This window comes from Nostoc sp. (assembly GCF_036919595.1).
Taxonomy (GTDB): Bacteria; Cyanobacteriota; Cyanobacteriia; order Cyanobacteriales; family Nostocaceae; genus Nostoc.
Genome location: NZ_JBALCO010000073.1, coordinates 26,454 through 52,210, shown reverse-complemented (window position 1 = coordinate 52,210; position 25,757 = coordinate 26,454). Strand labels below are relative to the sequence as shown.

At 41.1% G+C, this 25,757-nt stretch carries 22 protein-coding genes and 1 pseudogene; 14 read left to right on the top strand and 9 right to left on the bottom strand.

Features of this window, described 5'->3' with window-relative positions:
• Positions 1-151 precede the first annotated feature (151 nt).
• Together V7K21_RS10350 and V7K21_RS10345 are read left to right on the top strand one after the other, a co-directional pair.
• Positions 152-1,123, top strand: a complete 972-nt coding sequence (locus V7K21_RS10350) for a YegS/Rv2252/BmrU family lipid kinase (protein ID WP_335173872.1) — start codon at positions 152-154, stop codon at positions 1,121-1,123.
• Positions 1,124-1,299: 176 nt separating this feature from the next.
• Positions 1,300-2,865, top strand: a complete 1,566-nt coding sequence (locus V7K21_RS10345; protein ID WP_335173870.1) for a metallophosphoesterase family protein — start codon at positions 1,300-1,302, stop codon at positions 2,863-2,865.
• 114 nt (positions 2,866-2,979) lie between these two features.
• Here V7K21_RS10345 and V7K21_RS10340 read toward each other — a convergent pair whose 3' ends face one another.
• The 4 genes from V7K21_RS10340 to V7K21_RS10325 form a co-directional block, all read right to left on the bottom strand.
• Entirely contained in the window at positions 2,980-3,378 is a 399-nt protein-coding gene (locus tag V7K21_RS10340) for a hypothetical protein (RefSeq protein ID WP_334795327.1), read from the bottom strand.
• 485 nt (positions 3,379-3,863) lie between these two features.
• Positions 3,864-4,295: a CAAD domain-containing protein gene (locus tag V7K21_RS10335; RefSeq protein ID WP_335173868.1), complete on the bottom strand. Its 432-nt coding sequence runs from the start codon at positions 4,293-4,295 to the stop codon at positions 3,864-3,866.
• 185 nt (positions 4,296-4,480) lie between these two features.
• The gene (locus V7K21_RS10330; RefSeq protein WP_334795325.1) at positions 4,481-4,942 is read right to left on the bottom strand and encodes a BON domain-containing protein; all 462 of its coding nucleotides are present in this window, start codon (positions 4,940-4,942) and stop codon (positions 4,481-4,483) included.
• Between the two features lie 153 nt (positions 4,943-5,095).
• On the bottom strand, positions 5,096-6,406 hold the full coding sequence (locus tag V7K21_RS10325; protein ID WP_335173866.1) for a histidine kinase: 1,311 nt from the start codon (positions 6,404-6,406) through the stop codon (positions 5,096-5,098).
• Positions 6,407-7,473: 1,067 nt separating this feature from the next.
• Here V7K21_RS10325 and V7K21_RS10320 point away from each other — a divergent pair.
• The 5 genes from V7K21_RS10320 to V7K21_RS10300 all read left to right on the top strand — a co-directional run bounded on the left by V7K21_RS10320 (position 7,474) and on the right by V7K21_RS10300 (position 15,749).
• The gene (locus V7K21_RS10320) at positions 7,474-10,602 is read left to right on the top strand and encodes an MFS transporter (protein ID WP_335173864.1); all 3,129 of its coding nucleotides are present in this window, start codon (positions 7,474-7,476) and stop codon (positions 10,600-10,602) included.
• Between the two features lie 821 nt (positions 10,603-11,423).
• Complete coding sequence (locus V7K21_RS10315; protein WP_335173862.1) at positions 11,424-12,155, top strand: calcium-binding protein; 732 nt, start codon at positions 11,424-11,426, stop codon at positions 12,153-12,155.
• Positions 12,156-13,080: 925 nt separating this feature from the next.
• Positions 13,081-13,215 carry a hypothetical protein gene (locus V7K21_RS10310; protein WP_335173860.1) on the top strand — a complete coding sequence of 45 codons (135 nt, stop codon included), beginning with the start codon at positions 13,081-13,083 and terminating at the stop codon, positions 13,213-13,215.
• A 177-nt stretch (positions 13,216-13,392) separates the two neighbouring features.
• Complete coding sequence (gene ilvD, locus V7K21_RS10305; protein WP_335173858.1) at positions 13,393-15,078, top strand: dihydroxy-acid dehydratase; 1,686 nt, start codon at positions 13,393-13,395, stop codon at positions 15,076-15,078.
• 497 nt (positions 15,079-15,575) lie between these two features.
• Positions 15,576-15,749: a hypothetical protein gene (locus tag V7K21_RS10300; protein WP_335173856.1), complete on the top strand. Its 174-nt coding sequence runs from the start codon at positions 15,576-15,578 to the stop codon at positions 15,747-15,749.
• 48 nt (positions 15,750-15,797) lie between these two features.
• Here the strand turns inward: V7K21_RS10300 and V7K21_RS10295 are convergent, their stop codons facing one another.
• The 3 genes from V7K21_RS10295 to V7K21_RS10285 all read right to left on the bottom strand — a co-directional run bounded on the left by V7K21_RS10295 (position 15,798) and on the right by V7K21_RS10285 (position 17,296).
• Positions 15,798-16,037, bottom strand: a complete 240-nt coding sequence (locus V7K21_RS10295) for a hypothetical protein (RefSeq protein ID WP_442948865.1) — start codon at positions 16,035-16,037, stop codon at positions 15,798-15,800.
• 133 nt (positions 16,038-16,170) lie between these two features.
• Positions 16,171-16,809, bottom strand: coding sequence for a Uma2 family endonuclease (locus V7K21_RS10290; protein WP_335173854.1), 639 nt, complete (start codon positions 16,807-16,809; stop codon positions 16,171-16,173).
• A 247-nt stretch (positions 16,810-17,056) separates the two neighbouring features.
• Positions 17,057-17,296: a hypothetical protein gene (locus V7K21_RS10285; RefSeq protein ID WP_335173852.1), complete on the bottom strand. Its 240-nt coding sequence runs from the start codon at positions 17,294-17,296 to the stop codon at positions 17,057-17,059.
• A 139-nt stretch (positions 17,297-17,435) separates the two neighbouring features.
• On the opposite strand from V7K21_RS10285, the gene V7K21_RS10280 reads away from it, so the two are divergent.
• From V7K21_RS10280 to V7K21_RS10265, 4 genes are all read left to right on the top strand, one after another.
• Positions 17,436-18,161 carry a pyridoxine 5'-phosphate synthase gene (locus V7K21_RS10280; protein ID WP_335173850.1) on the top strand — a complete coding sequence of 242 codons (726 nt, stop codon included), beginning with the start codon at positions 17,436-17,438 and terminating at the stop codon, positions 18,159-18,161.
• A gap of 180 nt (positions 18,162-18,341) precedes the next feature.
• Positions 18,342-19,061: a SnoaL-like polyketide cyclase gene (locus tag V7K21_RS10275; protein ID WP_335173848.1), complete on the top strand. Its 720-nt coding sequence runs from the start codon at positions 18,342-18,344 to the stop codon at positions 19,059-19,061.
• A 65-nt stretch (positions 19,062-19,126) separates the two neighbouring features.
• Positions 19,127-19,456 (top strand): MgPME-cyclase complex family protein, encoded by a 330-nt coding sequence (locus tag V7K21_RS10270; protein WP_335173846.1) that lies wholly within the window; start codon positions 19,127-19,129, stop codon positions 19,454-19,456.
• Between the two features lie 458 nt (positions 19,457-19,914).
• Positions 19,915-20,580, top strand: coding sequence for a hypothetical protein (locus V7K21_RS10265; protein WP_335173844.1), 666 nt, complete (start codon positions 19,915-19,917; stop codon positions 20,578-20,580).
• Positions 20,581-20,621: 41 nt separating this feature from the next.
• Here V7K21_RS10265 and V7K21_RS10260 read toward each other — a convergent pair.
• A pseudogene (locus tag V7K21_RS10260) lies at positions 20,622-20,891 on the bottom strand (ISKra4 family transposase); the annotation flags it as partial.
• A gap of 750 nt (positions 20,892-21,641) precedes the next feature.
• Between V7K21_RS10260 and V7K21_RS10255 the strand changes: the two are divergent.
• The 3 genes from V7K21_RS10255 (at position 21,642) to V7K21_RS10245 (ending at position 24,588) form a co-directional block, all read left to right on the top strand.
• Positions 21,642-23,135, top strand: coding sequence for a protein kinase domain-containing protein (locus V7K21_RS10255; protein ID WP_335173889.1), 1,494 nt, complete (start codon positions 21,642-21,644; stop codon positions 23,133-23,135).
• A gap of 82 nt (positions 23,136-23,217) precedes the next feature.
• Positions 23,218-23,802, top strand: a complete 585-nt coding sequence (locus V7K21_RS10250; RefSeq protein WP_335173842.1) for a hypothetical protein — start codon at positions 23,218-23,220, stop codon at positions 23,800-23,802.
• 174 nt (positions 23,803-23,976) lie between these two features.
• A complete protein-coding gene (locus V7K21_RS10245) occupies positions 23,977-24,588 on the top strand; it encodes a L,D-transpeptidase (RefSeq protein WP_335173840.1) in 612 nt (203 codons plus the stop codon).
• Between the two features lie 513 nt (positions 24,589-25,101).
• Here V7K21_RS10245 and V7K21_RS10240 read toward each other — a convergent pair.
• On the bottom strand, positions 25,102-25,557 hold the full coding sequence (locus tag V7K21_RS10240) for a divergent PAP2 family protein (protein WP_298919701.1): 456 nt from the start codon (positions 25,555-25,557) through the stop codon (positions 25,102-25,104).
• Positions 25,558-25,757 lie beyond the last annotated feature (200 nt).

Here is a 25,757-nt window from a genome sequence, read left to right as displayed (position 1 = left end):
AAATACGCGTCAGCATTAGTGTGTTCCAACGCAGAATACTTCTGAACTTTTTACAAAATGTAAACCAGCCATCAGATGGAAGTCGAGATTTCACAACAATGCTAAAAATAATTTGGTATTTTAGTAATCTAAAGTTTAGCTTTTATATTTTATGAATCGTTCCGCCTGCCTCATTTTCAATCCAGTTGCGGGTCAGGGTGACCCAGATTTAGAGCTGGCAGAAATTCGGACAATATTAGAGCCAGAGATTGACCTAGATATTTATCTCACAACTGAAGAAATCGACGCTGACGAACTGGCCTATGCAGCGGTAGCGAGGGGTGTAGATGCAATCATTGCTTCGGGGGGAGATGGCACCCTCTCAGCGGCGGCAGCGGCTTTAGTGAGTACTGAGATTCCATTTGGGATCATTTCTAGAGGAACAGCAAACGCTTTTGCCACAGCTTTAGGAATTCCTGACACGATAGCAGCTGCGTGTCACACAATTTTACAGGGAGGAACCCGCAGTGTAGACGTAGCCTATTGCAACGATCAACCAATGGTACTTTTAGCAGGTATTGGCTTTGAGGCTGAAACTGTAGAATTGGCAGACCGAGACGCCAAGAATCGCTTTGGGATGATGGCCTACGTCTTAGCTGGAATTCAGCAACTGAGAAACTTAAAAAACTTTGATGTTGAAATTGAAACTGAGGACAAAATAATTAAAACTAGCGCTTGTGCAGTAACAGTAGCAAATGCTGCACCTGCTACTTCTGTCTTAGCTCAGGGCCCAGCAGGTCTTATTTATGATGATGGGTTACTAGATTTAACGATTGTAGCTTCAGTTAATAAGGCAGGAGCGATCGCCGCTACATTTCATTTATTTCAAACGGCTTCAACAGGTAACGCCGTAGAACGGGATGATATTGGCTTCCTACGAGCCAAACAATTTAAAATTACGACTAATCCACCACAAAAGGTTGTTCTAGATGGTGAAATAGTGGGCACAACTCCAGTAGAAATTAAGTGTGTTCCAGCAGGCTTGAAAATTTTTGTGCCATTAGTAGAAGAAGTTGAGCCTACTGAAAAACTAGAGGGACTCCCCAACCTGATTATTGAGATGAAAGACACAGTAGGAGAATAAGGGCATGGGGCATGGGGGAGCCACTGCGTTGAACGGGTTTCCCGGCTTGTACCCCTACAGGGAAGCAAGCTAGCAAGAGCGTCTTTCTTAGGAGAAGCAAGTGGCATCAAGGGGAGAGACTTGGTACAACCTTGCTCCCCTGTCCCCTTTAATAGAAGATTCAGGAGTAGGTTGCATTGAAACTTGTATCTGATCCAGCGATCGCTAACAAAATTAGTAAAATGAATCAGCGAGTACGGTGGCAAGATCCGTTAATTGTGGAACGGAACATCGACCAAACTCGGCTGGTGTTGAAAGATGGTCAAGCAGACAATTGTGAGTTTTCATTTTTAGTTGTAGGTGATAGTGGTTCCGGCCAGCACCGGGGACATAATCCCCAGCGACAGGTGGCTGAACTGATGCTGCCCCATCACAACGAATCCCGTTTTATGCTGCACATGGGGGATGTGATCTATTTGGTGGGGTCGAGTGAATACTACCACCAGAACTTCATCCAGCCTTACCGAGAGTTTATCTTGGGCGGAGAGCATCCCAGACGGATTGCCTATGACCAGATGATTTTTAAGCTGCCCATTTTACCTGTACCGGGAAATCACGATTACTATAACTTGCCGATTTTATTGAGCTTGGCGTCCCTAACAACATTACCCATTCGTGGCCTGTTGCGATCGCGGTTAGACCTAGATGTGGGCTTGCATGGCTCAGGAACCGGTGACGCTTACGCACGGGCATTTCTGGACTATCTTAAGGCGTTTCAGCTTCCAGGAGAGTTAAATCATCATTTAGATCAGTACTACACAGCCAAGACAGATACAGGTCTTTGTCTTAGCTATGAACCTGGGCACTTCACCCGCCTTCCCAATCGCTACTATACTTTTCGCTATGGCGGTATAGATTTCTTTGCCTTGGATTCTAATACATTTAACGATCCACCACCGCTACCTAAAACTAAACAAGGCGATGCCGATCGCAAAGTCTTAGAAAAACGCCGTGAAGATTTAGAGCAAGAAAAGCTGCAAATCGTTGAAACCTCAGGCAAGCTTCGTCCAGAAAACCCCACCGAAGCCGACCAATTAGACGACTTCCACGCCAAGCTGTCACAAATTGAAGAAATTATTGTTGATATCGATAAGCAATTAGCTGCTGATAAAACAACACTAACTGATATTGAACAACTGGAGTGGCTCAAGCAAAGATTAATTGAATCTTGGAATACTGCTGAAGTTCGCGGAAGGGTAATTTATTTCCATCATCCTCCCTATGTAACTGAGGCGACAAAGTGGCAACAAGCACAAACTTTGATAATTCGCGATCGCCTCCGTGATGTGCTGGATGCGGTAGCTAAAAAAATAGGTTCCCTAACTCAGGGGCGTCCTTTGGTTGATTTGGTATTAAACGGTCACGCGCACTGCTTGGAACACCTGGAAACAATGGATACGGGACACGCTGATTCTCATATTCACTGGATTATTTGTGGTGGTAGCGGGTTTAGTTTGCGACGCCAGCGGATTGAGGGAGCAGATTTGATGGAGACTTTTGGGAACGAAAATAGATTAGTGGCGCGATCGCATCTCTTCATTGGTCGCAACGGTCAAGGTTTTCAGAAGCGACGACCTTACTCAGGTTTACGCATTGATGTTAAAGGCGAACATCATCCTAAGTTCATTGTCCGTCCCTTGGTTGCCGAATGGCATCAGCGGCAATGGCATAATCGGGAACTTGAGCCGTTGATCATCGAGTAACATACTTCTGAAAATATTAGCCCATATAAGTAGAGACGCAATGATTGCGTCTCTACTTACCGCCTATTTAGTCTTATTACGTGTAATTACACACAGCCAAAAGGATGGTGTTAATTAAATTACTCCTGGACCTCTACCGCGTTTGTCACCCTTTTCGGTCAACTTGCCTTCCTCGTCATCTTGACTAATTTCTGCAAGTTCTTGAATACGTGCTGCCTTTTCTTCTGCTGCTTGTTGGCGTGCATCACCCGGTTCTTCGTAGTACATTTCCGGTTCAATTGCATAGTTGTTAGACAAACCTTCTTTGTCTATGGTATAGCCGTCAGTGGTGCGTATACTTTCTGAATCAGTTTGATCATCGGTAGATGCATCTGCCTCTTTTTCTTCTGTGGGGAGTGTTTTGTACTCATCTCCTTCTCTTTCCATTCGAGCAGCTGTTTCAGCTGGGATAATGCCGCGATCGTATGTATTTACTTCGGCTCTATCAGATGAATCTATACCTTCATTAGCCATAAATTATGTCCTCTTAAAGAATGTATTAAATAACTTCATAAACCAGATTAGGCTGTTTTTAATCTCAAATCTACTATCTTTAGAAGTGATTTAAATTTAAAAATAATGTTATATTCTCTATCTTTGGATGTATCCAAAAAACTAATATTAAGTCAGGTTAAATACTGATAATTTACATTAATTGCGTAGAACAAGGGTTTTGGCTGAAGTTGACACTGACACCAATGAACATTATTCTGCCCCTACTGGCTTTTACATGTAAAATAGAATAGTTACAAAATTCTCTACTTTTTAGAGAAGTCGGGAATATGAACCTTTGGATTGAATATATTTAATTAGAAAACCATACCTAATACTGTGCTGAGGCTAGTACAGCTTCGTGTAAATTATAGTTACCATCTCAATTAACAAGACAAGGAGCAAAATCCCCTTGTTAAAGATAGATAAACTTCAGCCATAGTGTACTAATTTAATGGTTTGGGAATTTATTCTCCCACAAATTGGCTTTTCAATGATTGAATTTCATCCGCTAATTCTTGCCGAGTTGAAGCCTTCAGTAGATAACGGAAAATGAACCATGTAGCGTAACTAATTCCAATTAACTCAAAAAGTGGTGATAATAGTGGAGTCCCATTAATTGCATCCAGGACTGCTAGTACTATCTTGGCTGTAACAATCGCCGCCAAAATTAAAGCCACAGTTATTAGAGGCTGCTTGTAGTCCTGAAAAAAGCTATTTAAGTATTCGGGTAATTGCTCCAAAAATTCAGAAACTTGTCTACTAATTTGCTGCAATTGAGATTCCGGTTCAACTGCTGGTGGTAACTTTGGCAAGTTTGCTGTATCTACACCTTCAAGTGCTAGCGTACCTTGTGATAAGGAGGCATTGATGGATTCACGTTGTTGTTCAGTTTCCATAGTTATTATTTTCTGGAAGTACAAGAGTTTCTATAACTGACTGAGCGTCAATAAATATAATTATTAAGGTCGTCAGTTGTCAATCATTAATGGTCAGTATTGAATATAACTGACCACCAATAATGAGCAGGGGCATCTAAATTTATTTATGCCTACCTACTCACGCGGATTTGTTGTTACCTACCTTATTTTTTCGGTGCGACAACAGTTGCTTTAACAACTACACTTTTGACACCTTTAATTTGTTTAGCTAAAGGTTCAATTTTAGCCAACTCCTGCTGATTGTTCACAGTTCCAGCGACAGTGACAGTTCCATTGTCTGCGGCATCAACTGTTAGTTGACCCTTGGGTATATTAGCCTCTAACTTAGAGCGAACTTCACTTTTAAGGTCACCTTTGGCTCGTTGTGCATCACCACCCGTAGCATTATTGCGCTGTTCACGGGCGCGAATATCCTCATTTAGCTGTCTTTTGCGGACATCACTTTGCGCGTCTTGTTGAGAAGCTTGTGTTGTTTGTACACTCGGCGTTTGGGGAGCTTCATTCGTACTATTTGGTGCAGATTCACTTGTTTTAGAAGCGTTATCACAAGCAGCAACACCAAAAACTAAAAGGCCACTAATTAAAAAAGGAGTTAGCTTTTGCATATATTGAATTCGGAATCGCAAAATGAAAGTTGTGGAGTTTATTGATATTCACGGCAGAAGTGAGGAGCAAGTTTACTTAAATGAGGAGCAAAATTTTCAACTTTTTGCTCCGGCAATTTTGGGGGAACTAGTGTGAGTGATAACTACTTTAGCTTAGAGTGTTTCATCACGGCGGTCAACAATCACTACAGCAGGATCGTCTGTATAAGACCCTGTTGAGTAATTGGTGCGATCGCTATTAACAACAGGTGTGCCGTAATCGGTTGCTCGATCTAAACCTGGGCGATGTTCGCCGAGATCAGTGCCATCGTAGATCGCAAATTCTTCAATCCCTCGACGTTTTAGAATAGCTTCAGCTTGGTGGATTTCAGCTTCATTAGCATCGATAATTATTAAGTAGTCGCCTCTTTGGAAGCGATCGCCATAAACTCGCGCCTTGTCTTCAGGAATTCCCAAGCCAACCAGTGCGCCAACAATACCCCCAGCTGCTGCACCTATAGCACCGCCAGCGACTGTTGTCGCCAAAGCCGTTGCTGCTGCCCCACCCAAAATTACAGGCCCAACTCCTGGAATTGCTAAAGTCCCAAGACCCACTAATAAACCAGTCAAGCCGCCTAATACTCCGCCTGTAGCTGCTCCCGTTTTGGCGCCGTCGTCTGCTTTATTACCTGCACCTGCGGTTCTATCTACATCTACACCTGCGATCCCCTGACCATTTGCATCCTTAGCAATGATCGATACTCTACTCATCGGGAAACCAGCATCTCGCAAATCTGTAAGTGCTGCTTCTGCATCTCGGCGATGAGAAAATACTCCAATTGCTCGTCTCTCTACACCACTACGAGCCGCAGTCGGAGTTGGAGTGACATAATCAGTGCCTGTAGCAGTTGGAGTTACATAACCAGTGCTTGCATTTCTAGCATCTGGATTTTCGTAAATGCCAAACTCTTCCACACCCTGCTGACGTAAAATTGCTTCTGCTCTAAGAATTTCTGTATCTGTGCCATCTATAATGACTAAATAGTGTCCTCGTCTGACACGTTCGTCGTAAACTCTAGCTCGTTCTTCGGGAATTCCTAAACCAACCAATGCACCAAGCAAGCTGCCAGCTATTGCACCAATACCAGCTCCAGTTAGGGTGGTAGCTAGGGTGGTTGCAGCAGCTCCAGCTAACATAATTGGCCCGACTCCAGGAATAGCCAAAGTACCAAGACCAACTAATAAGCCAGTCAATCCGCCCAAAGCAGTACCTGTAACTGCTCCGACTTTAGCACCTTCGTCAGATTTGTCACCGACGCGATCGCTCACTTCAGCGCCAGCAATATCATCTTTGTCTCCATCCTGGGTAATGACAGAGACTCTATCCATGTCAAAGCCGGTGTTTTTCAATTCATGTAAAGCATGTTCAACATCTCGACGATTAGAAAATACACCTACACCACGTTTATGTACACCTACAACCATTATTTTTTCTCCTCAGTAAAAATCAATTATTTACTTACAAACAAATTTATAGCTGGTAATAACTCGAATGTCACTAAGAAAAGGTCAAACCCCTGTTAGGACACGGGTGTATGCGAGAGGCTAGCATCTGCTGACTCGCTCGGTTCTTAGATTTCACGTGCTAGCTATTGACCGTGCAACCCCTATCCCCTTACACCCTAACAGCCAAAAGTCAAGCCATTCTTAAGGATTTGCACTTTTTTAGTGCCATTGGGCAATAACCCTTATTAATACATGTTTATGTTTCCTTTTCATCAATCGCTTGGAAGAATTTTTATCTCTATCATGAGACATAGGTGATTTTATCTACAGACTAAAGATAAGTAAAAATTTCCTTTATCAAATATATTTTTTATAAAATTTACTTTTGTTAAGAATATTTTATTTTCTTAAATATTGCATATGTATGACTCATATTTGATTTTTGAAATACACGTAGGGGAGCCAGTTCATTATGAACTTTTCCAAAGTTGTCGCAACTGGTGAACCAGCGCACCCAACTTGATTTTCAACTGTCACAGTGACTGGTGTTAGTGTAGGGATAGCGACTGTCCGTAGCGTCACCCGATAAGGAGTTTTCTCCCAAAGGAAAACGCCAATAACGAGTGTCAGAGCGTTATGTTAAGGACTGATAAAAAATAAATTATCCAAAATTATTTGTACATTTGTAGAGGCGCAAGACCTTGCGCTCTTACTATGAGATGTTTTTTTAACTTGAAGTCCCTTAGACAAAAATACAGCATCGTCGTAGGGCTTTGGTGCATTAGAACAGATTCTGTAACGTACCATACATATACTTAGATTTTTTCACACAATAAAATCGGATTCCAATATGTGAAAAAATCACCAAATATCACATTATTTTTTTAGCAAAAGAGTAATAAAAATATTTATTTTGATTAAAATACGACTTTTGGTAAAAGAATTTATTACTTAAGAAAGTGTCAGGTTATCTAACTGATAATTAAACTAATGAGTAAGCCATTTTCTAAATGGGTATTTAATTGAGTGGAAGTGGGAAATAAAGTATGTTTCAAGATGTTTTAACTATTTGGGGATGGAACTCGCTGCCTTTTGGATTAGCGCCGATAACTTTAGCTCAGGAAGTACTAACTCCAGAAGAAGCATCAGTTCTTTTTTCTGGACCTAAAATCTTGGTAGCATTGCTGGCTGGCGTCTTAATGGCATTTGCCTTTCAATTGTTATTCACAAACTTTTCAGTCGCTGTTGGAATTTCATCTTGGGGAATTGACTCAGATTCTGACGATGATTCCGAAAGTTTGGGTAAGACAATTCGTAAAGTTCAGGCTAAAGTTGGTGCTTGGGCGTTGATAAACGTTAGCATTGCATTATTTATTGCTTGTTTTCTAGCGGTAAAACTTAGCTTAATCGAAAGTGCATTTCTAGGAGCAATTATTGGTGTAGTTATCTGGTCTACTTATTTCGCACTAGTAATTTGGTTAGGTTCATCCGCAGTAGGTTCTTTAGTTGGTTCTATCGCTAGTACTGTCACCTCTGGTTTTCAAGGTCTGATAGGTACAGCAACTGCTGGTATCGGTGCTAATACTGCAAAAAAACAGTTAGTTTCTACTGTTGAAGATATTACAGCCGCAGTCCGGCAGGAATTAACTTCAGGTTTTGACGCTGAAGGTATCAGAAATACGCTCCAAAGTTCCTTAGGTTCTCTACAAATACCGAAGCTAGATATTAAAGAAATTCGGACTCAATTTGAGCAGCTTCTTAAAGATACAGATTTGCAATCTGTCGCTAACAACGACCTCTTGCAAAATATTAACCGCCAAACCTTTGTAGATTTAATCAGCAGTCGTGCTGATTTATCTAAAGAAGATATCAATCGAATTACCGACCAATTTGAAGGTGCTTGGCAACAAGCTGTGAATCGCAAAAATCCGACGGAAGAAGTAATTAACTTTCTCAAATCTGCTACTCCAGATGAACTAAATTCCGAACAATTAGGTGAACAGCTTCAGCAACTGCTTACAATTGGAGGTGGTAATGGCAAGCTAAGTAAGGGTGTGATAAAACAAGCGGTTCGATATGGCTTGAGCGCTGCTGTACCAGCAGTATTGGATAGCACAAACCTTCCCAATATAGATGTCAAGAAAATTACAAATCAGCTCCAAAAATTGAAAGAGAAAGTTCAAGATGTAGATGTTGCTCAAATTATAGAACAACTACAAAAGTTCAGAGAGCAAGCAACTGAGCAAGTAGCTGCAAAATCGCCATCACCCGAAAACACAATTAAAGCAGATGTAGAAGAATACATATTGAATTCATTTCCTTGGCACTTTAACCGAATTACGCTAATAGATGAATTTAAAGAAGTCATCTATGACGTAAATGCAGATCCGGCAACTGTGAGACGGGAGTTAGAAGAACTCAATCAAGAATATTTCACCAACTTTTTGAAGCAGCGGGATGATATTAGTGAAGCCAAGGTGAAAGAAATTGCCGAACAAATGGAAAGCGATCGCCTGGAAGTTTTAGAAACTGTAAAACAGGCCCAAACGCAAGAAAAAGGGCAAGATTTCCGCAGCCGCATCGAAGATTATCTGCGTTCCACGGGGAAAGAAGAACTCAATCCTGAAGGTATTAAACGGGATTTTGACAAGTTGATAGAAGATCCAAAAGCTGGGTTTGAAGATTTAAGCGATCGCTTCGGGGAATTCGACCGCGACACTTTTGTACAATTGCTCCAGCAGCGTCAAGATATCAGCGAAGAGGAAGCTAATAATATTGTTAGTCAACTTGAAAGTAGTCGCGATAATATCTTGAATAGTGCTAGAGAAGTGCAAGAACAAGCAAAAGCGAAAGCTGATGAACTACGCCAAAGAGTTGAAGACTATCTGCGGAATACTAACAAAGATGAACTCAATCCCGAAGCTATTAAACGTGAGTTTAGAGTTTTACTAGACGATCCGCAAGCCGGAATTAGCCTTTTGCAGTCACGCTTATCGCAATTTGACCGCGATACACTGGTACAATTGCTCAGTCAGCGTCAAGATTTGAGCGAAGAACAGGTAAACCAAACTCTCGATCAGCTAGAAGCAGTGCGAGACAGTATTTTGCAAGTACCGCAGCAGGCGAAAGAACAGTACGAAAAAACTACAAAAGCGATCGCAGAATATCTCCGCAATACCAACTTGGAAGAACTTGATCCAGAAGGTATCAGGAATGATTTAGAAAAATTACTCAATGATCCCAAAGCCGGTGCATTAGCATTGCGCGATCGCTTGTCTCACGTTGATCGAGAAACCTTGGTTAAACTCGTGAGTCAGCGAGGAGACTTGAGCCAAGAGCAGGTTAATCAGATCATTGATCGCGGTCAAGATGCGATTACTAGTATAGTTAGAGCGCCACGACGTTTAGCAAAACGTACCACTCAAGTAGCTCTAGATTTTGAAGCCAATCTCGAAGAATATCTGCGTAATACCAACAAAGAAGAACTCAACCCAGAAGCAATCAAACGCGATTTGCAATTGCTGCTGTCTTCTCCCCGGGCTGGAATTGGTAATTTAAGCGATCGCGCCTCCAAATTTGACCGTTCGACAATCGTGGCGCTGCTATCTGGGCGAGAAGATATCTCAGAAGAGGAAGCTAACCGAATTGTGGATCAAATTGAGTCTGTTCGCAGTTCGATTGTCCAACAATTCCAGCAGATCCAAGAAAAAGTGCAATCAGTGCTGGATGGGATTTTTGCCAAAGTTCGCAATTATCTCAATTCCCTGGATCGTTCGGAACTCAATTATGAAGGTATTAAGCAAGACTTTGCTAAAGTGTTCGACGATCCACAAGCTGGATTTGAAGCATTGCGCGATCGCCTCAGTGAATTTGATCGTGACACCTTAGTAGCTGTCATCAGTTCTCGTGAGGATATTTCTGAGGCGGATGCTAATCGCATTATCGACCAAATAGAAACGGCCCGGGATGGCGTATTGCAACGAGCCGAACGCATCCAGCAAGAAACACAAAAACGCCTGAAAGCGATCCAAAAGCAAGCTAAAAAGCAAGCTGAAGAAACCAAAAAAACCGTTGCAAGTGCTGCTTGGTGGTTATTTGGGACAGCATTGACTTCCCTTGCAGCCAGTGCGATCGCTGGTGCGATCGCTGTCACTGGGATAACTCTACCTGGGTAAAATATCTCTATCATCAGGAATTTTGATCAAATACAAAGTGGCATTCAGTCTTTACAAATGAATGCCACTTTTTTTATAAATAAAACAAACTACCGTCCACAGTAAGTAAGTTGGTGCTATTAAAAGTAACTATGTAAAGTTTTGTAAATATTATGAAGTATGCTTGAATTAAGCTTATTTGCTCGTTTACATACCTTTAGATGGTTTAGTTTTCCCCACCAACCTACTTACTATCACGACCTTGTTATTCAGATATAGATTAAAAAACCCGATCTGAATCTAAGGATTTCAAATTTTACTCTGACGAGATTAAAATATAAAAGTTAATTATTCTTTCTTATAGATAGAAAAAAGTACGCTTGAGGGTTATATCATAGTCTTGTGATTCATGATATCCAGTAAAAACGTCCGAAAACATATGCAATTTCGTAGGAGAAAATCTGCTTGTTCCCTAGCAGCCTACTACTGAAACCATTGAATACATAAGGCACAAGGATATTACATGACTCTTGGCACAATTTTGATGCCAACATCATCAATACATCCAGTCCTTCTGAAATCTTCTCAAGTCTTCAGACTTAACAGCAAAGACCTGTTTTAATCAGGTGTAGTTCAGTTATATCTTCCCACTCGTTATTTGTCCACCTTGTTTTCTCGGCGTTGCTGAATAAAAGTGTGAAATTCAAAAATTTAATGTTTGAAACTGTTTCCTTTGCGCCTTTGGGGGAAACGAAATTCATACTCTTAATCAGCAACGCCGTTTTCTCATGGGGAAGTGACGAGGTAATTTTTTTCCCCTCTAAACTTAGGAGAAGCTCATTATGGCAATTATTGACGGTATCGATTTAAATAAGATCACCGGTCTTGACATCGACGAAATTGTAAAAAGCGGTGGCGGCAATATCCAGGTCATCACTAATGGTAACAAAATCATTAACGCTACTGGTGGTAACCAAAACATTAACGGTACTAATGGCAACGATATCATTAACGCTGGTAATGGGAACGATATCCTCACTGGCGGTAATGGCAACGATGTCATTAACGCCGGCAATGGCAACAATACTGTTAAAGGTGGTAATGGCAACGATATCCTTAACGCTGGTAGTGGCAAAGATACCCTCTTTGGCGAAAATGGCAACGATATCCTTAGTGGTGGTGGTGGCAACGATATCCTCACTGGCGGTGCTGGCAACGACACACTCGCTGGCGGTACTGGGACTGATATTCTCAGTGGAGGAGCAGGTAACGATGTTTTCAAGTTCAGCTCAGTTTCAGATAGTGCTGTTGTTGGACGGGATCTGATCACTGACTTTGTAGGAAACGGTACGTTGCCAGGTGACCAAATCGATCTATCTGCTATCGACGCCGACTCCACTAAACTGGGTAATCAAGCCTTCACTTACATTGGGGCTGCTGCATTCTCCGCACCTGGTCAGCTCCGTTATTCAGGAGGTATTCTCCAAGCTAGTACTGATGCGGATCGGTCGCCTGAGTTTGAGGTTCGGCTTATAGGAGCACCACTAGTAGTGCTAAGCGACTTTATCCTTTAATTTAATAGACTCTTACAAAAGTCTTCAACACTCCACTCCTAAGAGCAAGCTTTTAGGAGTGGGGTTCTTATTTTTGATTTATGCAAAAGGTCTAATGTTTTTATTTAAAAAGAGTCTGCTTTCTTTAAACAATTAGAAATAGTGTGCTGTACAAATTATTTCTCTATTCTTTTGATAATCATCAATACTTAGTCTGACAAACTGATTTTTCCTGGTCGCTTTGGTTTCTGTTTTTGTTGACTGTGGTGGCTGATTACTTCAACCATGTACTCAAATGTCTCAGGTTTTACACCCCAGAAGCTTTGAAATTCTACTGATTTGAGATGTTTGACTTTCGAGTGCCTTATAAGCTTACCTTATGATTATCCGGTAGCATCGCCTGTATCTAAGTGTGCGATCACTTCTTACCAGTTCTCATCGGATCCCGAAAGGGACTTTTACAAGAGCTAATGAACGCTGTGCCTGTCGAGGATGTTCAATTGGAATTTCTGTTACATCAATAGCAATGGACTGACGAGGTTGCCCCCACAATAATTGCTTTTTTCCTGGCAAGTATCTCAGTTTAACTATTGGACATTTTACACACCAGGTGGCAACGACCACTGTGAAACATCATGCATATGCAATCATCAATTATGTAGTATGTTAATATACTTAATTAACAAAAATATTGAGGTTATGGCGATCGCAAAAGTTTTTGGTATAATAAGTTTTTCTGATAAATAAAAAAGTACCCCTCAGGGTACTATCACGACTTTGTGATTTCGATATAGATTAAAAACGTCTCAAGACACCTTTAGTTACATCTGCATCCGATAAAATCTGCTTCTTGCCTAGCAGCCTGGTCTTTGAATCAGTGAAGACATCAGGCGCAAGGATAAAATATGATTGCTTGCACAATTTTTGATGCGAACATCATTGATATATGCATGACAAAATCGATCTATCTGCGATTGACGCTAATAACTTCATTTTCAATGGCAACCAAGCTTTCACTTTCATTGGCAGCGCTGCATTCACCGGAATCGCTCAGGTGCGTTATTCAGGAGGTATTCTTTAAGCTAATACCGATTTTGATGTTTTCGCCGAGTTAGAGATTCAACTCGTAGGAGCACCAGCACTAATGGCAAGCTAAACTTACCTCTCCCTTTTATAGTTGTTCGATCGCGCCACGTATACATGAGAAAATCAGGTAATACAATCGCAATACAAGCGATGAGGCACGGAAGGAAAAAAAATGTCAGAGAATTTGAGAAGCCAAGTTGTAACACAAGGGGTGCAGCGATCGCCTAATCGAGCTATGCTGCGTGCAGTTGGTTTTAAAGATGAAGATTTCAATAAAGCTATTGTGGGCATTGCCAATGGCTACAGTACGATCACTCCCTGTAATATGGGGATCAACCAACTGGCGCTCATAGCAGAGGTTGGGATAAAAACCGCCGGAGCGATGCCGCAAGTGTTCGGCACGATTACCATTAGCGATGGGATTTCGATGGGAACTGAAGGGATGAAATATTCCCTAGTGTCGCGGGAAGTCATTGCCGATTCCATTGAAACCGCCTGTACTGGACAAAGTATGGATGGTGTACTAGCTATTGGCGGTTGTGATAAAAATATGCCCGGGGCAATGCTGGCGATCGCCCGGATGAATATCCCTGCTATCTTTGTTTACGGTGGCACAATTAAACCTGGTCATTACAACGGACGTGATTTAACTGTTGTTAGTTCTTTTGAAGCTGTTGGTCAATATAGTGCTGGAAAGATTGACGATAAAGAACTATTAGAAGTTGAAAGCCGTGCTTGTCCTGGTGCTGGTTCATGTGGGGGAATGTTCACAGCTAATACCATGTCTTCAGCTTTCGAGGCGATGGGGATGAGTTTGCCCTATTCCTCGACAATGGCGGCAGAAGATGCCGAAAAAGCCGACAGCACGGAAAAATCAGCGTTTGTGTTAGTTGAAGCGATTCGCAAACAAATCTTACCCCGCCAAATTATCACCCGCAAATCTATAGAGAATGCCATTTCTGTGATTATGGCAGTGGGTGGTTCGACAAATGCGGTGTTGCATTTATTAGCGATCGCCCGCGCTGCTGATGTAGAGTTAACTCTAGACGACTTTGAAACTATCCGCGCCCGTGTTCCCGTTTTATGTGATTTGAAACCAAGTGGTAAATATGTAGCTACAGATTTGCACAAAGCTGGTGGCATTCCGCAGGTAATGAAGATGCTACTTGTGCATGACTTGTTACATAGTGATAGCCTCACCATCAGTGGTCAAACGATTGCAGAGATATTAGCAGATATACCAGAAGAACCATCCACTAATCAAGATGTGATTCGTCCTTGGAATAACCCGATGTATTCCCAAGGGCATTTAGCTATTCTTAGAGGTAATTTAGCAACGGAAGGGGCTGTTGCTAAAATTACCGGAGTGAAAAAGCCAGTAATTACCGGTCTTGCACGGGTGTTTGAATCGGAAGAAGCCTCTTTAAATGCAATTTTGGCGGGGAAAATTCAACCTGGTGATATTTTAGTCATTCGCTACGAAGGGCCTAAGGGCGGCCCTGGGATGCGAGAAATGTTGGCTCCTACCTCAGCAATTATCGGTGCTGGTTTGGGTGATGCAGTGGCATTAATTACCGACGGACGCTTTTCTGGCGGTACTTACGGCATGGTGGTTGGTCATGTTGCTCCAGAAGCGGCAGTTGGTGGTGCGATCGCTCTTGTAGAAGAAGGCGATAATATTACTATTGATGCACCCGCTCGTTTATTGCAATTGAATATATCCGAAGAAGAATTGGCCCGTCGTCGTGCCAACTGGCAACCTCCCGCTCCGCGTTACACTAAAGGCGTGTTAGCGAAATATGCCAAATTGGTATCTTCTAGCAGTATTGGTGCTGTAACAGATTTGGATTTGTTTTAATTAACCTGACATGATATTAACTACCTACACTGGACTGACGGTACAGTGTAGGCTTGCCAATTCATTCAAAGTGCGGAATATAGGATATAAAGCCCCAGAACTGCTGCGTGCGTGGTTTATTGAAAGCTAAAGGGGCGATACTCCTATTTTTAGTAATTTTTACCTAAATTTTATGAATTTTTGTAAAAATCTTGAAGAAGTTTCAGGAAATTTACATAGCAGCTATGATGTCAATAGAGAAATCACGGAAATATAGTTGACAGTCAACTGCTTAAAACCGTAAAGGGTAAAAAATGAGTTCTGAATCTAACGTCAAATTGACGATCGCTCTTTCTAATCCAGACTTAGATGCAGAAGAGCAAGAACGGGAAACGTGAAATCTCCTCCAAGAAATCAAGGATTTAGATGTAGAGAGTGCTGAACTCGTAGCAGTTACAGAAATACCCGAAGGAGCCAAGTCTGTTGGTGGTTTTTTAGTGGGGGTGTTGCAGACAGGGGTGAGTCTTGCCAATTTTAAGAAATTGCTGGGATATTTGGGCGATCGCTTGTGTAATAAAACCATTGAATTGGAAGTCGAAGCTAACGACAAAAAACTCAAGGTGAAAGCTAGCAGTCGGGAAGAGTTAACCGCCGCCATTGAACAAGCACAAAAGTTTGTTGCAGGTAACTAAGAAATTCCAGCAGTAAGGAAGAATAGCGAGATGGCGAAAGTAGCACTTCTAATAGGAGTCAGTGAGTATAAGCCTGGTCTGAATCATCCCGACGTAAAATGTAGCAACTGCCGTAGGGTTACGAACCTGGGTGCTATTATAGTAAATAAACATGTTGCCCTCAGCGAAGAAATCATTACGGTCAGCCCAAGCTTGTTGCAATGACAGAATCAGGACATTCATGGCAATGCGGTGGCGATTTGATTCAAAGGGTTCACCATCATCAAAAATTAAATCTGTAGGTGGCATGGGGGTTCCCAGTCCACAACGGTTGCTGGATTGTTCTCAGTAGTCATAAGCGATCATCTTTCTCAGAAAGCCTTAGATTTATATCATAATCTGCTGAGAAGTTGCGGAATTAAAAAGTACAGATTACAAATGGTTATAAATTATTCTTTACCCAATCTCGAAAATTACGCATAGCTTGACTTCTCCCAATTGTTAAACACTGCTGAACATATTCATTGACTAATTCAACAATTGGTATATTAGGAAAATTAGGACTAGATTCAGATTTTATATATTTCCCCTGTTCTAACAAAGAAATTTCTAAACCTTGTTGTGTATGTCGCCAAAGTTCAGGAACTCCTAAAATTTCATAATTTTCAAATCTAGTCCGGGAGGTAATATCAATTTCGATTGCTAAATCTGGTGGTGGGTCTATATTCAAATCAATGCGATTTTTTCCAATGATAGCAGCTTGATTTGTAATATAAAAACTGGTATCTGGTTCTACGGCTTGCTGCATTCGCTCATTTTTAAGTGTTGTGGAACCAAAAGGCTCAAAATCAATTTGGAGTTTATCTAATAAAATTCTCACTAACTCACCAATATATTCTTTATCTTTTTCGTGTTCTGGTAGGGGAACCATAATTTCTAACCAACCATAACTATAAGAAATACGTGCGGCACGCTTTTCTCCTATTTCTTCCAAAATATTCTCTAGCTGCTGCCAATTAAGATCTTTAATTAACATTTGCTGACCAGCTTTAACGATAATTTGTTGCAGGTTTAAAAGCATATCAATTCAGAGAGTTGATGTATTAGCTGTTATATTTAGCAGATGAGGTTTCCCAAGAAACTTTCTTAAAGTATATCGTTTCTGAGAATGAATGTATAAATTAGCCAAAAAATTATTGACATAATATTTAGTTTTTTAAATATTCTCATGAATTTTTACTTGTTAAAGCAATCCAAATGATAAACTCAATTTCATCTTTAATTTTTAAGCCAGGATTAGGAAACTTTTATTGATAAAGGTTAATTAGTCAAAACAAATCATTGACATAAACTTTAGCTGGTTCAATGTTGTCGGCAATGAAGTCGATAGGATTGTTGATTTCATGGGCAACACCTGCTAGTAAATTACCAAACGCCAATCTACCTTCTTTGAGCAGTAGTATCGCACACTTATCTGCTCCAGCATTTTCAATCACTACTTGCAACAGCTTTGTGAGTAATTTATCCAGTTTGATTTCACTGGAGAGAGTCTGAGGCTTAAGCTTCAAGTTTCGCCAAGCTTGATTTTGTCCAGTTTCACAAAGAATTGATATAAGGTGTGTGATGTGTCTCTAATTCTCAAGCGAAACTGCGGCTATTTCCGGTAAAATCAAGTTCTGAGGACTGTGGATTTGGGAGAAATTTGGGGTGGCTACACTTGGCGTTAACATTGACCACATCGCCACCATTCGGCAAGCACGGCGGACGGTGGAACCAGACCCCGTGGCGGCGGCGGTGCTGGCAGAATTAGCGGGTGCAGATGGAATTACGGTGCATCTGCGCGAAGATCGGCGGCATATCCAAGATCGAGATGTGCTGCTGTTGCGGCAAACAGTGCGATCGCATCTTAATTTAGAAATGGCCGCTACAGATGAAATGCTAGCGATCGCTCTCGATATCAAACCAGACTACGTGACTTTAGTCCCGGAAAAGCGAGAAGAAGTTACAACAGAAGGCGGACTAAATATCGTCGGGCAACTTGCTAGAATAGGTGAGATAGTTGATAAATTGCAAAGCGCTAACATTCCAGTTAGTCTATTTATCGATGCAGAATCAGCACAAATTGAAGCATCTGTCAAGCTACAGGCGCGGTTTATTGAATTGCACACCGGACAATATGCTGATGTTAAGGATGAAACAAATCGCCAGCGAGAATTAGCCATATTAGCTAAAGGGTGTGAACAAGCGATTCGAGCTGGATTGCGAGTCAACGCTGGTCATGGACTCACCTACTGGAACGTCTATCCGGTGGCTGCGCTTCCAGGTATGGAAGAACTCAACATTGGTCATACCATTATCAGTCGGGCAGCATTAGTAGGTATGGAAAGGGCAGTCCGCGAGATGAAACAAGCTATCCGAGGGGATGGGGCATAGGGCAATTCAATTTTGGATTTTGGATTGAGGATTTTTGATTAAATTTCAATCTAAAATCCAAAATCTAAAATCTAAAATTTTTCTCCCCCTGCTCCCTGATCTCACCCACTGCCTTAAACTTTAGAGGGGTTGTCACTGCGAAATCTAGAAATTGGGATCAAATCTTCAGTAAAAACTTCTATGAGCGCAACACAGTCTAACAACCTGCCGCTTTGGGTACAGAATAGAGATAAGGTGATAGCAGAAAGCACTGATGTGGAGTGGCGCTATCAAACACCGCCTGATTATTCCCGTTCAAACGAGGATCTCGCCCAAGAAAGTAATTACAATCACCTTGAAGGTACACTGGAAGCGATCGTGCAAAACTTAGTACGAACCTTCGAGATGGAGGTGTCCTTCAAAGCTAACCCGCAACACTGGTTGTCTATTGTGAATGACAAGTTTCGTGTGAGTACCAATGGTGGAGTAGAGTACACAGCAGCAGATGTATCAGCCCAAGGTACTTACAATTTGTTTATGGCTGATTCAGAACATTACAAGGCTTCAGAAGAAACCTTTGAATCATCCGGAAAACTCTTCCACACAACATTTCCCCAAGGATTTCCTTGGGAAGTGGTGGAAGTCTTCTCAGGGCCACCAAATGTGACATTCAAGTGGCGGCATTGGGGACATTTTAACGGAGAATACAAAGACCATGCACCGACTGGAGAGACAATAGAAATTATCGGCATGAGCATTGCAAAAGTTAGCGATGATTTGAAGATTGTTTCCTTAGAACACTACTTTGACAATAGTCTGTTCTTGGAAAAGCTAACATCTGGTGACAAACAAATAAATGCTGAAAACCAGCGAAGTGCTTGTCCGTTCAGTTCTTGGTTCAAGAAATTCCAAAAAAGTTAGTTTATAAGGGTACAGTGCTACACTCTGTACCCTTAAATTATTTACATAGTAACTAAAGGATGAAAATGCAAACATATTATTACGTTTTGGCCAGTCAACGCTTTCTTCTCCAAGAAGAACCGATACACGAAGTTATCAAAGAGCGCACCCGTCATTACCACGAACAAGAAAAACAAATAGATTTTTGGTTGGTTCAGCAACCAGCTTTCTTGGAAACACCGCAGTTTACAGAACTAAAGGCGAAATGTCCCCAACCAGCAGTAGCAATCATTTCCACCAATCCCCAGTTTATAACTTGGTTAAAACTGCGTTTAGAGTACGTCATCACTGGAGAATTTCAGGCTCCTTCTGAGATAATACCCGATGCCTTGGCATCGCTTGCTACTGTTTCCTAATCTGGGCATTGGGGAGTCAGTGCGTTGCGGTGAGTCCAGCGCTCTCCGGCGGGTTTTCACCTGAAGGCGACTGGCTTTTATTGTTGGAAGGTTCCCGACGCTCGTTGCGCGGCATCGTCTGCTTTTGGGAGAGGACTCGCTACCGCAACTCTTAGAGACGCTGTTCGCGTTCGCTATCCGTTGTTAGCGTTGGCCGAGCCTCTGGTAGAGAAGCGTCTTTGAACAAAAGAAGCAACTGGCGTCATTGGGCATCGGGTATGGAAAAAATACAAGGGAGAAGGGGGAGTAAATTCTCCTTTATCCCTCTCGTCCCACTCATTTCCCACTCCCTATTTTATTTGCAGATAACAAAATATATTTTTTTACACTCCTTTCATCCCCATACTGAAGTAACTGGGTTTTCAGCTTTTTTCTTATAAAATTTTCTAGGACACCTTGATTTACATAATCTAACTTTTGTGCATAGATTTCAGACTTTACCAAGTGTTTTAGGATTAGCGATGTCTACGACGAGCTTCGCTTACGCAGGGTTGATTGGTTGCATGAGTTCTGTCTTTGCCCAACAAGCCATTCCCCTTTGTCAACCACCAAATGCAGGTGAATATCTTTTATTAGTAGTCAGTCCCACAGCAAATAATCAAAAGCAGTTACGTAGTGCCTTACCACCTCAATTGAAGACCATTACTTGCAAATATCTCAACGAAACTGTGACGCGAGTAGGGGGCTTTAACAAAATTGACGATGCCAATCGTTGGGCGAGATATGTCAGCAATATTGTTGGCTTGTCTGCCATAATTACCACTCGACCAACAACGACAAATGTTCAGGCACAGCAACAGCCACCTCAGCAGAGAGTTAACTATAATCCTCAAGCCTTAGGAGAGGGTTATGCAGTGCTGGTAGATTATTACAATCGTCCAGAACTAGTAAATAGTGTGCAGCAAGTAGTGGGAGGTAACGTAGGTTTTGTTTCTTATGGACAACGCCCTTACTTGTTGGCAGTTTATACCACTAACCAAACTGAAGCATACAACACATTGCAAAAGCTGAACAATGGCGGTTTCGTTGCAAGTATAGTAGATAGTCGTAAGGTGATTCTGCTGCGCTCAACTGTGCGGTTGTAGTGATATTAAGTTTGGGGTGCGACTCTTTTAAGAAGATGTAGTCAAGCAACCAACGCTATTGGTAGTGGAGTAGAACAACGAGCTTGAGTGACATCTTTGAGCAAAGGAATGCCACCTTGATGTAAAGCCAGATGATGACGTTGACGTTCTTGCAGTAAATGAAAGCGCCAATATTCATTCCAATCACTACTAACATGGAGAGAACGAAGACGTAAAACAGCTTCAGCACCTTCAAGACTCCATCGAGCGCCAGTAATGTCCATTCTGTCTTTAATTAAGTAACGAATTGCACCCTCAATCACGCCAGTAGCGGGAACATCCCTATTTGGCAAAAATAAAAAATCCATGTTATTCGCGAGTATTTATCGCGAATAATATAGGAATTCAATCTTTTAGTTCTTCCTCTTCTTGCTCAGACCCAGAACTAATGTCTAACAGGCAATCATCAAAGGTATGAATTATTTTCTGTATCTCATTCCAAATAGAACGTCTGAAAACAGACATGACTACATTAATATGTTCTGTCATCACAGCTTTGCCTAAATGCTTGTATTTACTTAGTACAGCATTTCATTAATTCTGAGCGAACTAAATTTGGCAATACCTTGCAATGCCAATGCATCCCGATACAATGTTAATGTGTCCCTCTGCAATGCCAATGCATCTCGATACAATGTTAATGTGTCCCTCTACAATGCCAATGCATCGCGATACAATGTTAATGCATCCCCCTAGAATGCCAATGCATTGCAATACAATGTTAATTAATGCATCCCCCTGCATTAAAAACGCTACGCTTTTATGCAAAACTGTACTTAGTTTTGATCATATCCCGCATTGAAAGTACGGCTGATGCATTTATAACTTGTAGTACCAATATTTGTTTTAACCATTCTCTCTGACTGCCATAATTTTCTCAGTTATCAGCAGCATCCGTATAGTTCGCTTAATTGCGATGATTACTCACAAATATTTTTTCCATTGTTTTATCTTCTTGCCAAATAGGGATGAACAGCCAAAGTGATACAATCAAGCCAACAACATCCTACGGAGTAAGATGGATGCCGATAAATACAATTCTCCGCAACCACTATAAAATCGTAGGGCTTTTAGGAAGCGGTGGGTTCGGTGATACCTATTTAGCTGAAGATTTAGATTTGCCTAACAAGCCCAGGTGTGTTGTTAAACACTTAAAACCGAAAACCTCCGATACAGCAGTTTTACCAATCGCTAGACGATTATTTGAAAAAGAGGCGGAAGTTTTATACCGCTTAGGTAACCTAAGCAAGCAAATACCCAAATTATTCGCTCATTTTGAAGAAAATGGGGAATTTTATCTAGTACAAGAATTTGTGGATGGACGGGACTTGTCTACAGAGATAATTCCTGACCACCCTTGGGGTGAAGCTCAAATAGTTCAACTGTTGCAGGAAATTCTTGAAGTTTTAGTAGTGGTACATCAGCAGAATATTATCCACCGAGATATCAAGCCGCAAAACTTGATGCGTCGGCACGAGGATGGCAAGATTATGCTGATTGATTTTGGAGCAGTTAAAGAAATTAAAGGTTTGGCACCAAATACTCAAGGTCAAGTGACTTCGACTATTATCATTGGCTCCAATGGTTATATGCCTAATGAACAAGCTAGTTCTAAGCCAAGGTTGTCTAGCGATATCTTTGCAGTGGGGATTATTGCTATTCAAGCTTTGACAGGTAGAATCCCTCAGGAATTCTCAGAAGATGCAAATGGCGAAATTATCTGGCGTCATTGGACAAATGTCAGCGATCGCTTGGCTGATATCTTAACAAAAATGGTGCGTTACAACTTTAGCCAACGCTACCAGTCAGCAGCAGAGGCGTTACAAGCACTAAGGTTCTCAACATCTTCAACTCGCATCGTAGCTCCAACTTATCCAATTTCTTCTATAAAACCAAAATCAACATACAGGCGGATATTTGGATTTCATCGGACAGTTTTAGCTGGAACTGTAATAGCAGCAGGAGTAGTGGCGATGCTTGCATTATCTTATTTTTCCAAACAGCAATCTCCCCAAATAACAGAAAAAACTGATTTTCCCAAACAGCAATCTCCCCAAATACCAGAAAAAACTGAACAATTTATTTCACTACCTTGCAGTTCGGAACTAACTTCACTTCCTTCAACTAGAAAACCTGATATAAAGTATGCAGATGGTACTAAATATTACGGGGCTAAAGATAAAAATAACAAACTATTTGGTAAGGGAGTAATGATATTTAAGAATGGTAGTCGATACGATGGAGAATTCAAAAATAATCAGCGCAATGGTTGTGGCATATTTTTCTATCCCCCAAGCAGCAGTTCTTCTAAATATAATTATGTAGGTCAATTTGTCAACGATAAATTTGAGGGGCTAGGAAAAATTAGGTGGAAAAATGGTAATGAGTATCGAGGCAATTTTAAAGCTGGGAACTGTGAAGGCCAAGGAATATTTAGACTTGCAGATGGCTCTTTTAATAATGGAATTTGGCAGAATGGAAAATTGCCAGGCAGCAGTTTATCATGTAATATATAAACAACTTTTATGTAGTATATGTAATATGCCCTAAGAATGATAAATATTAATATTGAATGTAAATCCACTTTATTAACGAAAAATGAAACAAAAGCCATCTAAAAAATTGAAATCCATTGTTTCTACTGCTTGGTTACTTTTATTCGCCAGCTTTGGTATAGTTATTCTGCCACAGGTAACTTTAGCACAGCAGGAACAACCAAGCCAAACTCCGGCAACTCCAGACCAACCTCCGGCAACTCCACAGCAATCTCCCGCCGCAACTCCAGACCAACCTTCGGCAACTCCAGAGCCAACTCCGGCAACTCCAGACCAACCTCCGGCAACTCCACAGCAACCTCCCGCCGCAAAACCGGACGAAATCCCCGCAACTCCAGACCAACCTCCGGCAACTCCACAACCAACTCCGGTAACTCCAGACCAACCTCCCGCTGCAACTCCAAACCAACCCCCTGTTAAACCAGACGAAATCCCCGTAAAACCAGACCAACCTTCAAATCCTAATTCAAATCCAGGTACAAGACCAAGACAAGAAACCCCAACTCGAACACAAGACTCGGGTGGAAGACGAAAACCAAGACAAAAAGCCCCAACTCCAACACAAGACCCAGGCTCAACTCCCAACTCCCAACCAGCACCTTCATCTCCTGTAAGAGCACGAGGATAGAACTTTTTTGATTTGCGACATTTAGTAATTTGGAAATTCAGAATTCAGACTTAAAGCTAATTGATATCTGAGTTCTGAATTTTTATTGGTGACTAAAAGTAATTATAATATTAGTAATTAATGCAACAGAAAATGATTTGTAGTATGTATTTTTGCAGAACTTTCAAGATTAGTTTGACAACAATAGTAGCACTGATATCGCTTCAATCATACGCCACTGCTCAGGTTAATAATAGTAGTCAACCAAAATTTTCTCAAGTTTCTCCTCAAGTTAAATTAAACCCTCTACCACTACAGTCAAATATTTCTAATTACTCTGAGCGAAAGCGCCGATTATTACTCAAACTCCAGCATCCTATACAGTCAATAATTCCCAACACTTTTGAGCAAGAAATCCATTTGCTACTTAAACTTAATGAACGAAAACTTTACGTTTATCGGGGTGACAGTTTACAAGCTAGTTACCCAGTAGCTATTGGTAAACCTGGATGGGAAACACCTACAGGCAAATTTAAAATTATTCACATGGTGCAAAACCCAGCTTGGGAAAACCCTTTCGTTCCTAATAGAGAAATTATTCCTCCAAGAAACTCAAATAATCCTCTAGGAGAACGTTGGATTGGATTTTGGACAGATGGAAAGGATGAAATTGGATTTCATGGTACTCCGAGTGTAAAATCTGTTGGGCAAGCAGTTTCTCATGGTTGCGTTCGGATGTATAATCGTGATGTACGTAAACTCTACGAATTGGTGAAAATTGGAACACCTGTATTAGTAACTAAATGACGCAAAAGAAAGAGTTAATAAATTGATTTTCAAATTTTTAAACTTAATTTGGTTTATTATGTGAAACATTACAAAAATGATGGGTTTTATCAGACATCAGCTGACATGAAGTGCTAACTAAGCCATATAGTTTTAAAACTTTGCATTTTGTGTCAGCTACGTTAAATCTGCCGTAATTATGTAGTTTGCGAGTACAACATCAGGGTTCGCGTTTGTAGGTCGTAATTTTTAAGCATTGCTGCCGACATTTAAATAAAATTAAGTTTTCTGGAATACTGATATTTACTATCAGGATGGTAATTTGTCAACTGACCGAATTTTTGATTTTAAATTCAAAATTTAAAAAGGTTTGAAGTGAACGTATTTATTTGTGGAACAAATTGAAAATCCTCAAATTATTAAATTTCTTCATCAGGTAAATCTAAAATATAAAATTCAAAATCCAAAATCGGTTGAAAAATTACCAGTTACCAATCACAAATAGCTGCTGAAACAAGGATTCATTGACCGAGCTTAATAAGCAGACCTAGCTAACCAATAGATGGTTATACCCAAAGCCGACCCAGCTATTACCTGAACAGGTGTATGTCCGAGTAATTCCTTCAGACGGTCTTGGCTAAAGTCTGGTTTTTCATCAAATAGTTCATCAATCATTTGATTAAGAATGCGAGCTTGTTTACCAGCCGCTTGGCGAACTCCGGCTGCATCATACATGACTATGATGGCAAAAATCGTAGCAACGGCAAAATCAGGAGATGCCCAACCAAGTGTTTGCCCTACACCAGCAGCTAGAGCTGTAACTAAAGCTGAATGGGCGCTGGGCATACCTCCGGTTGTCACCAAAACACGCACATTCAGTTTGCGATGTTTAATGATCTCGATTACGAGCTTTAGTGCTTGAGCAATTAAACAAGCTACTAGAGCAACCAGCAGCACCCGGTTGTCTAAAATGTTGCCTATGTCCTGCATGGTATTTTGGTTAGGTTAGTAAATATTAGCAGCAGTTGTTGGTTGAGGAAACATTTAGATTCAACCTAAAATCCAAAATTAACCTAGTACATCACGGCGGAAACAGACCAATTATTCAAAATAGCTTGAAAGCTTATTTGATAAGCTTTTTGAATTTTGAATTCCGCTGGGCACTAGTAATACACTATAGTGTAAATAAA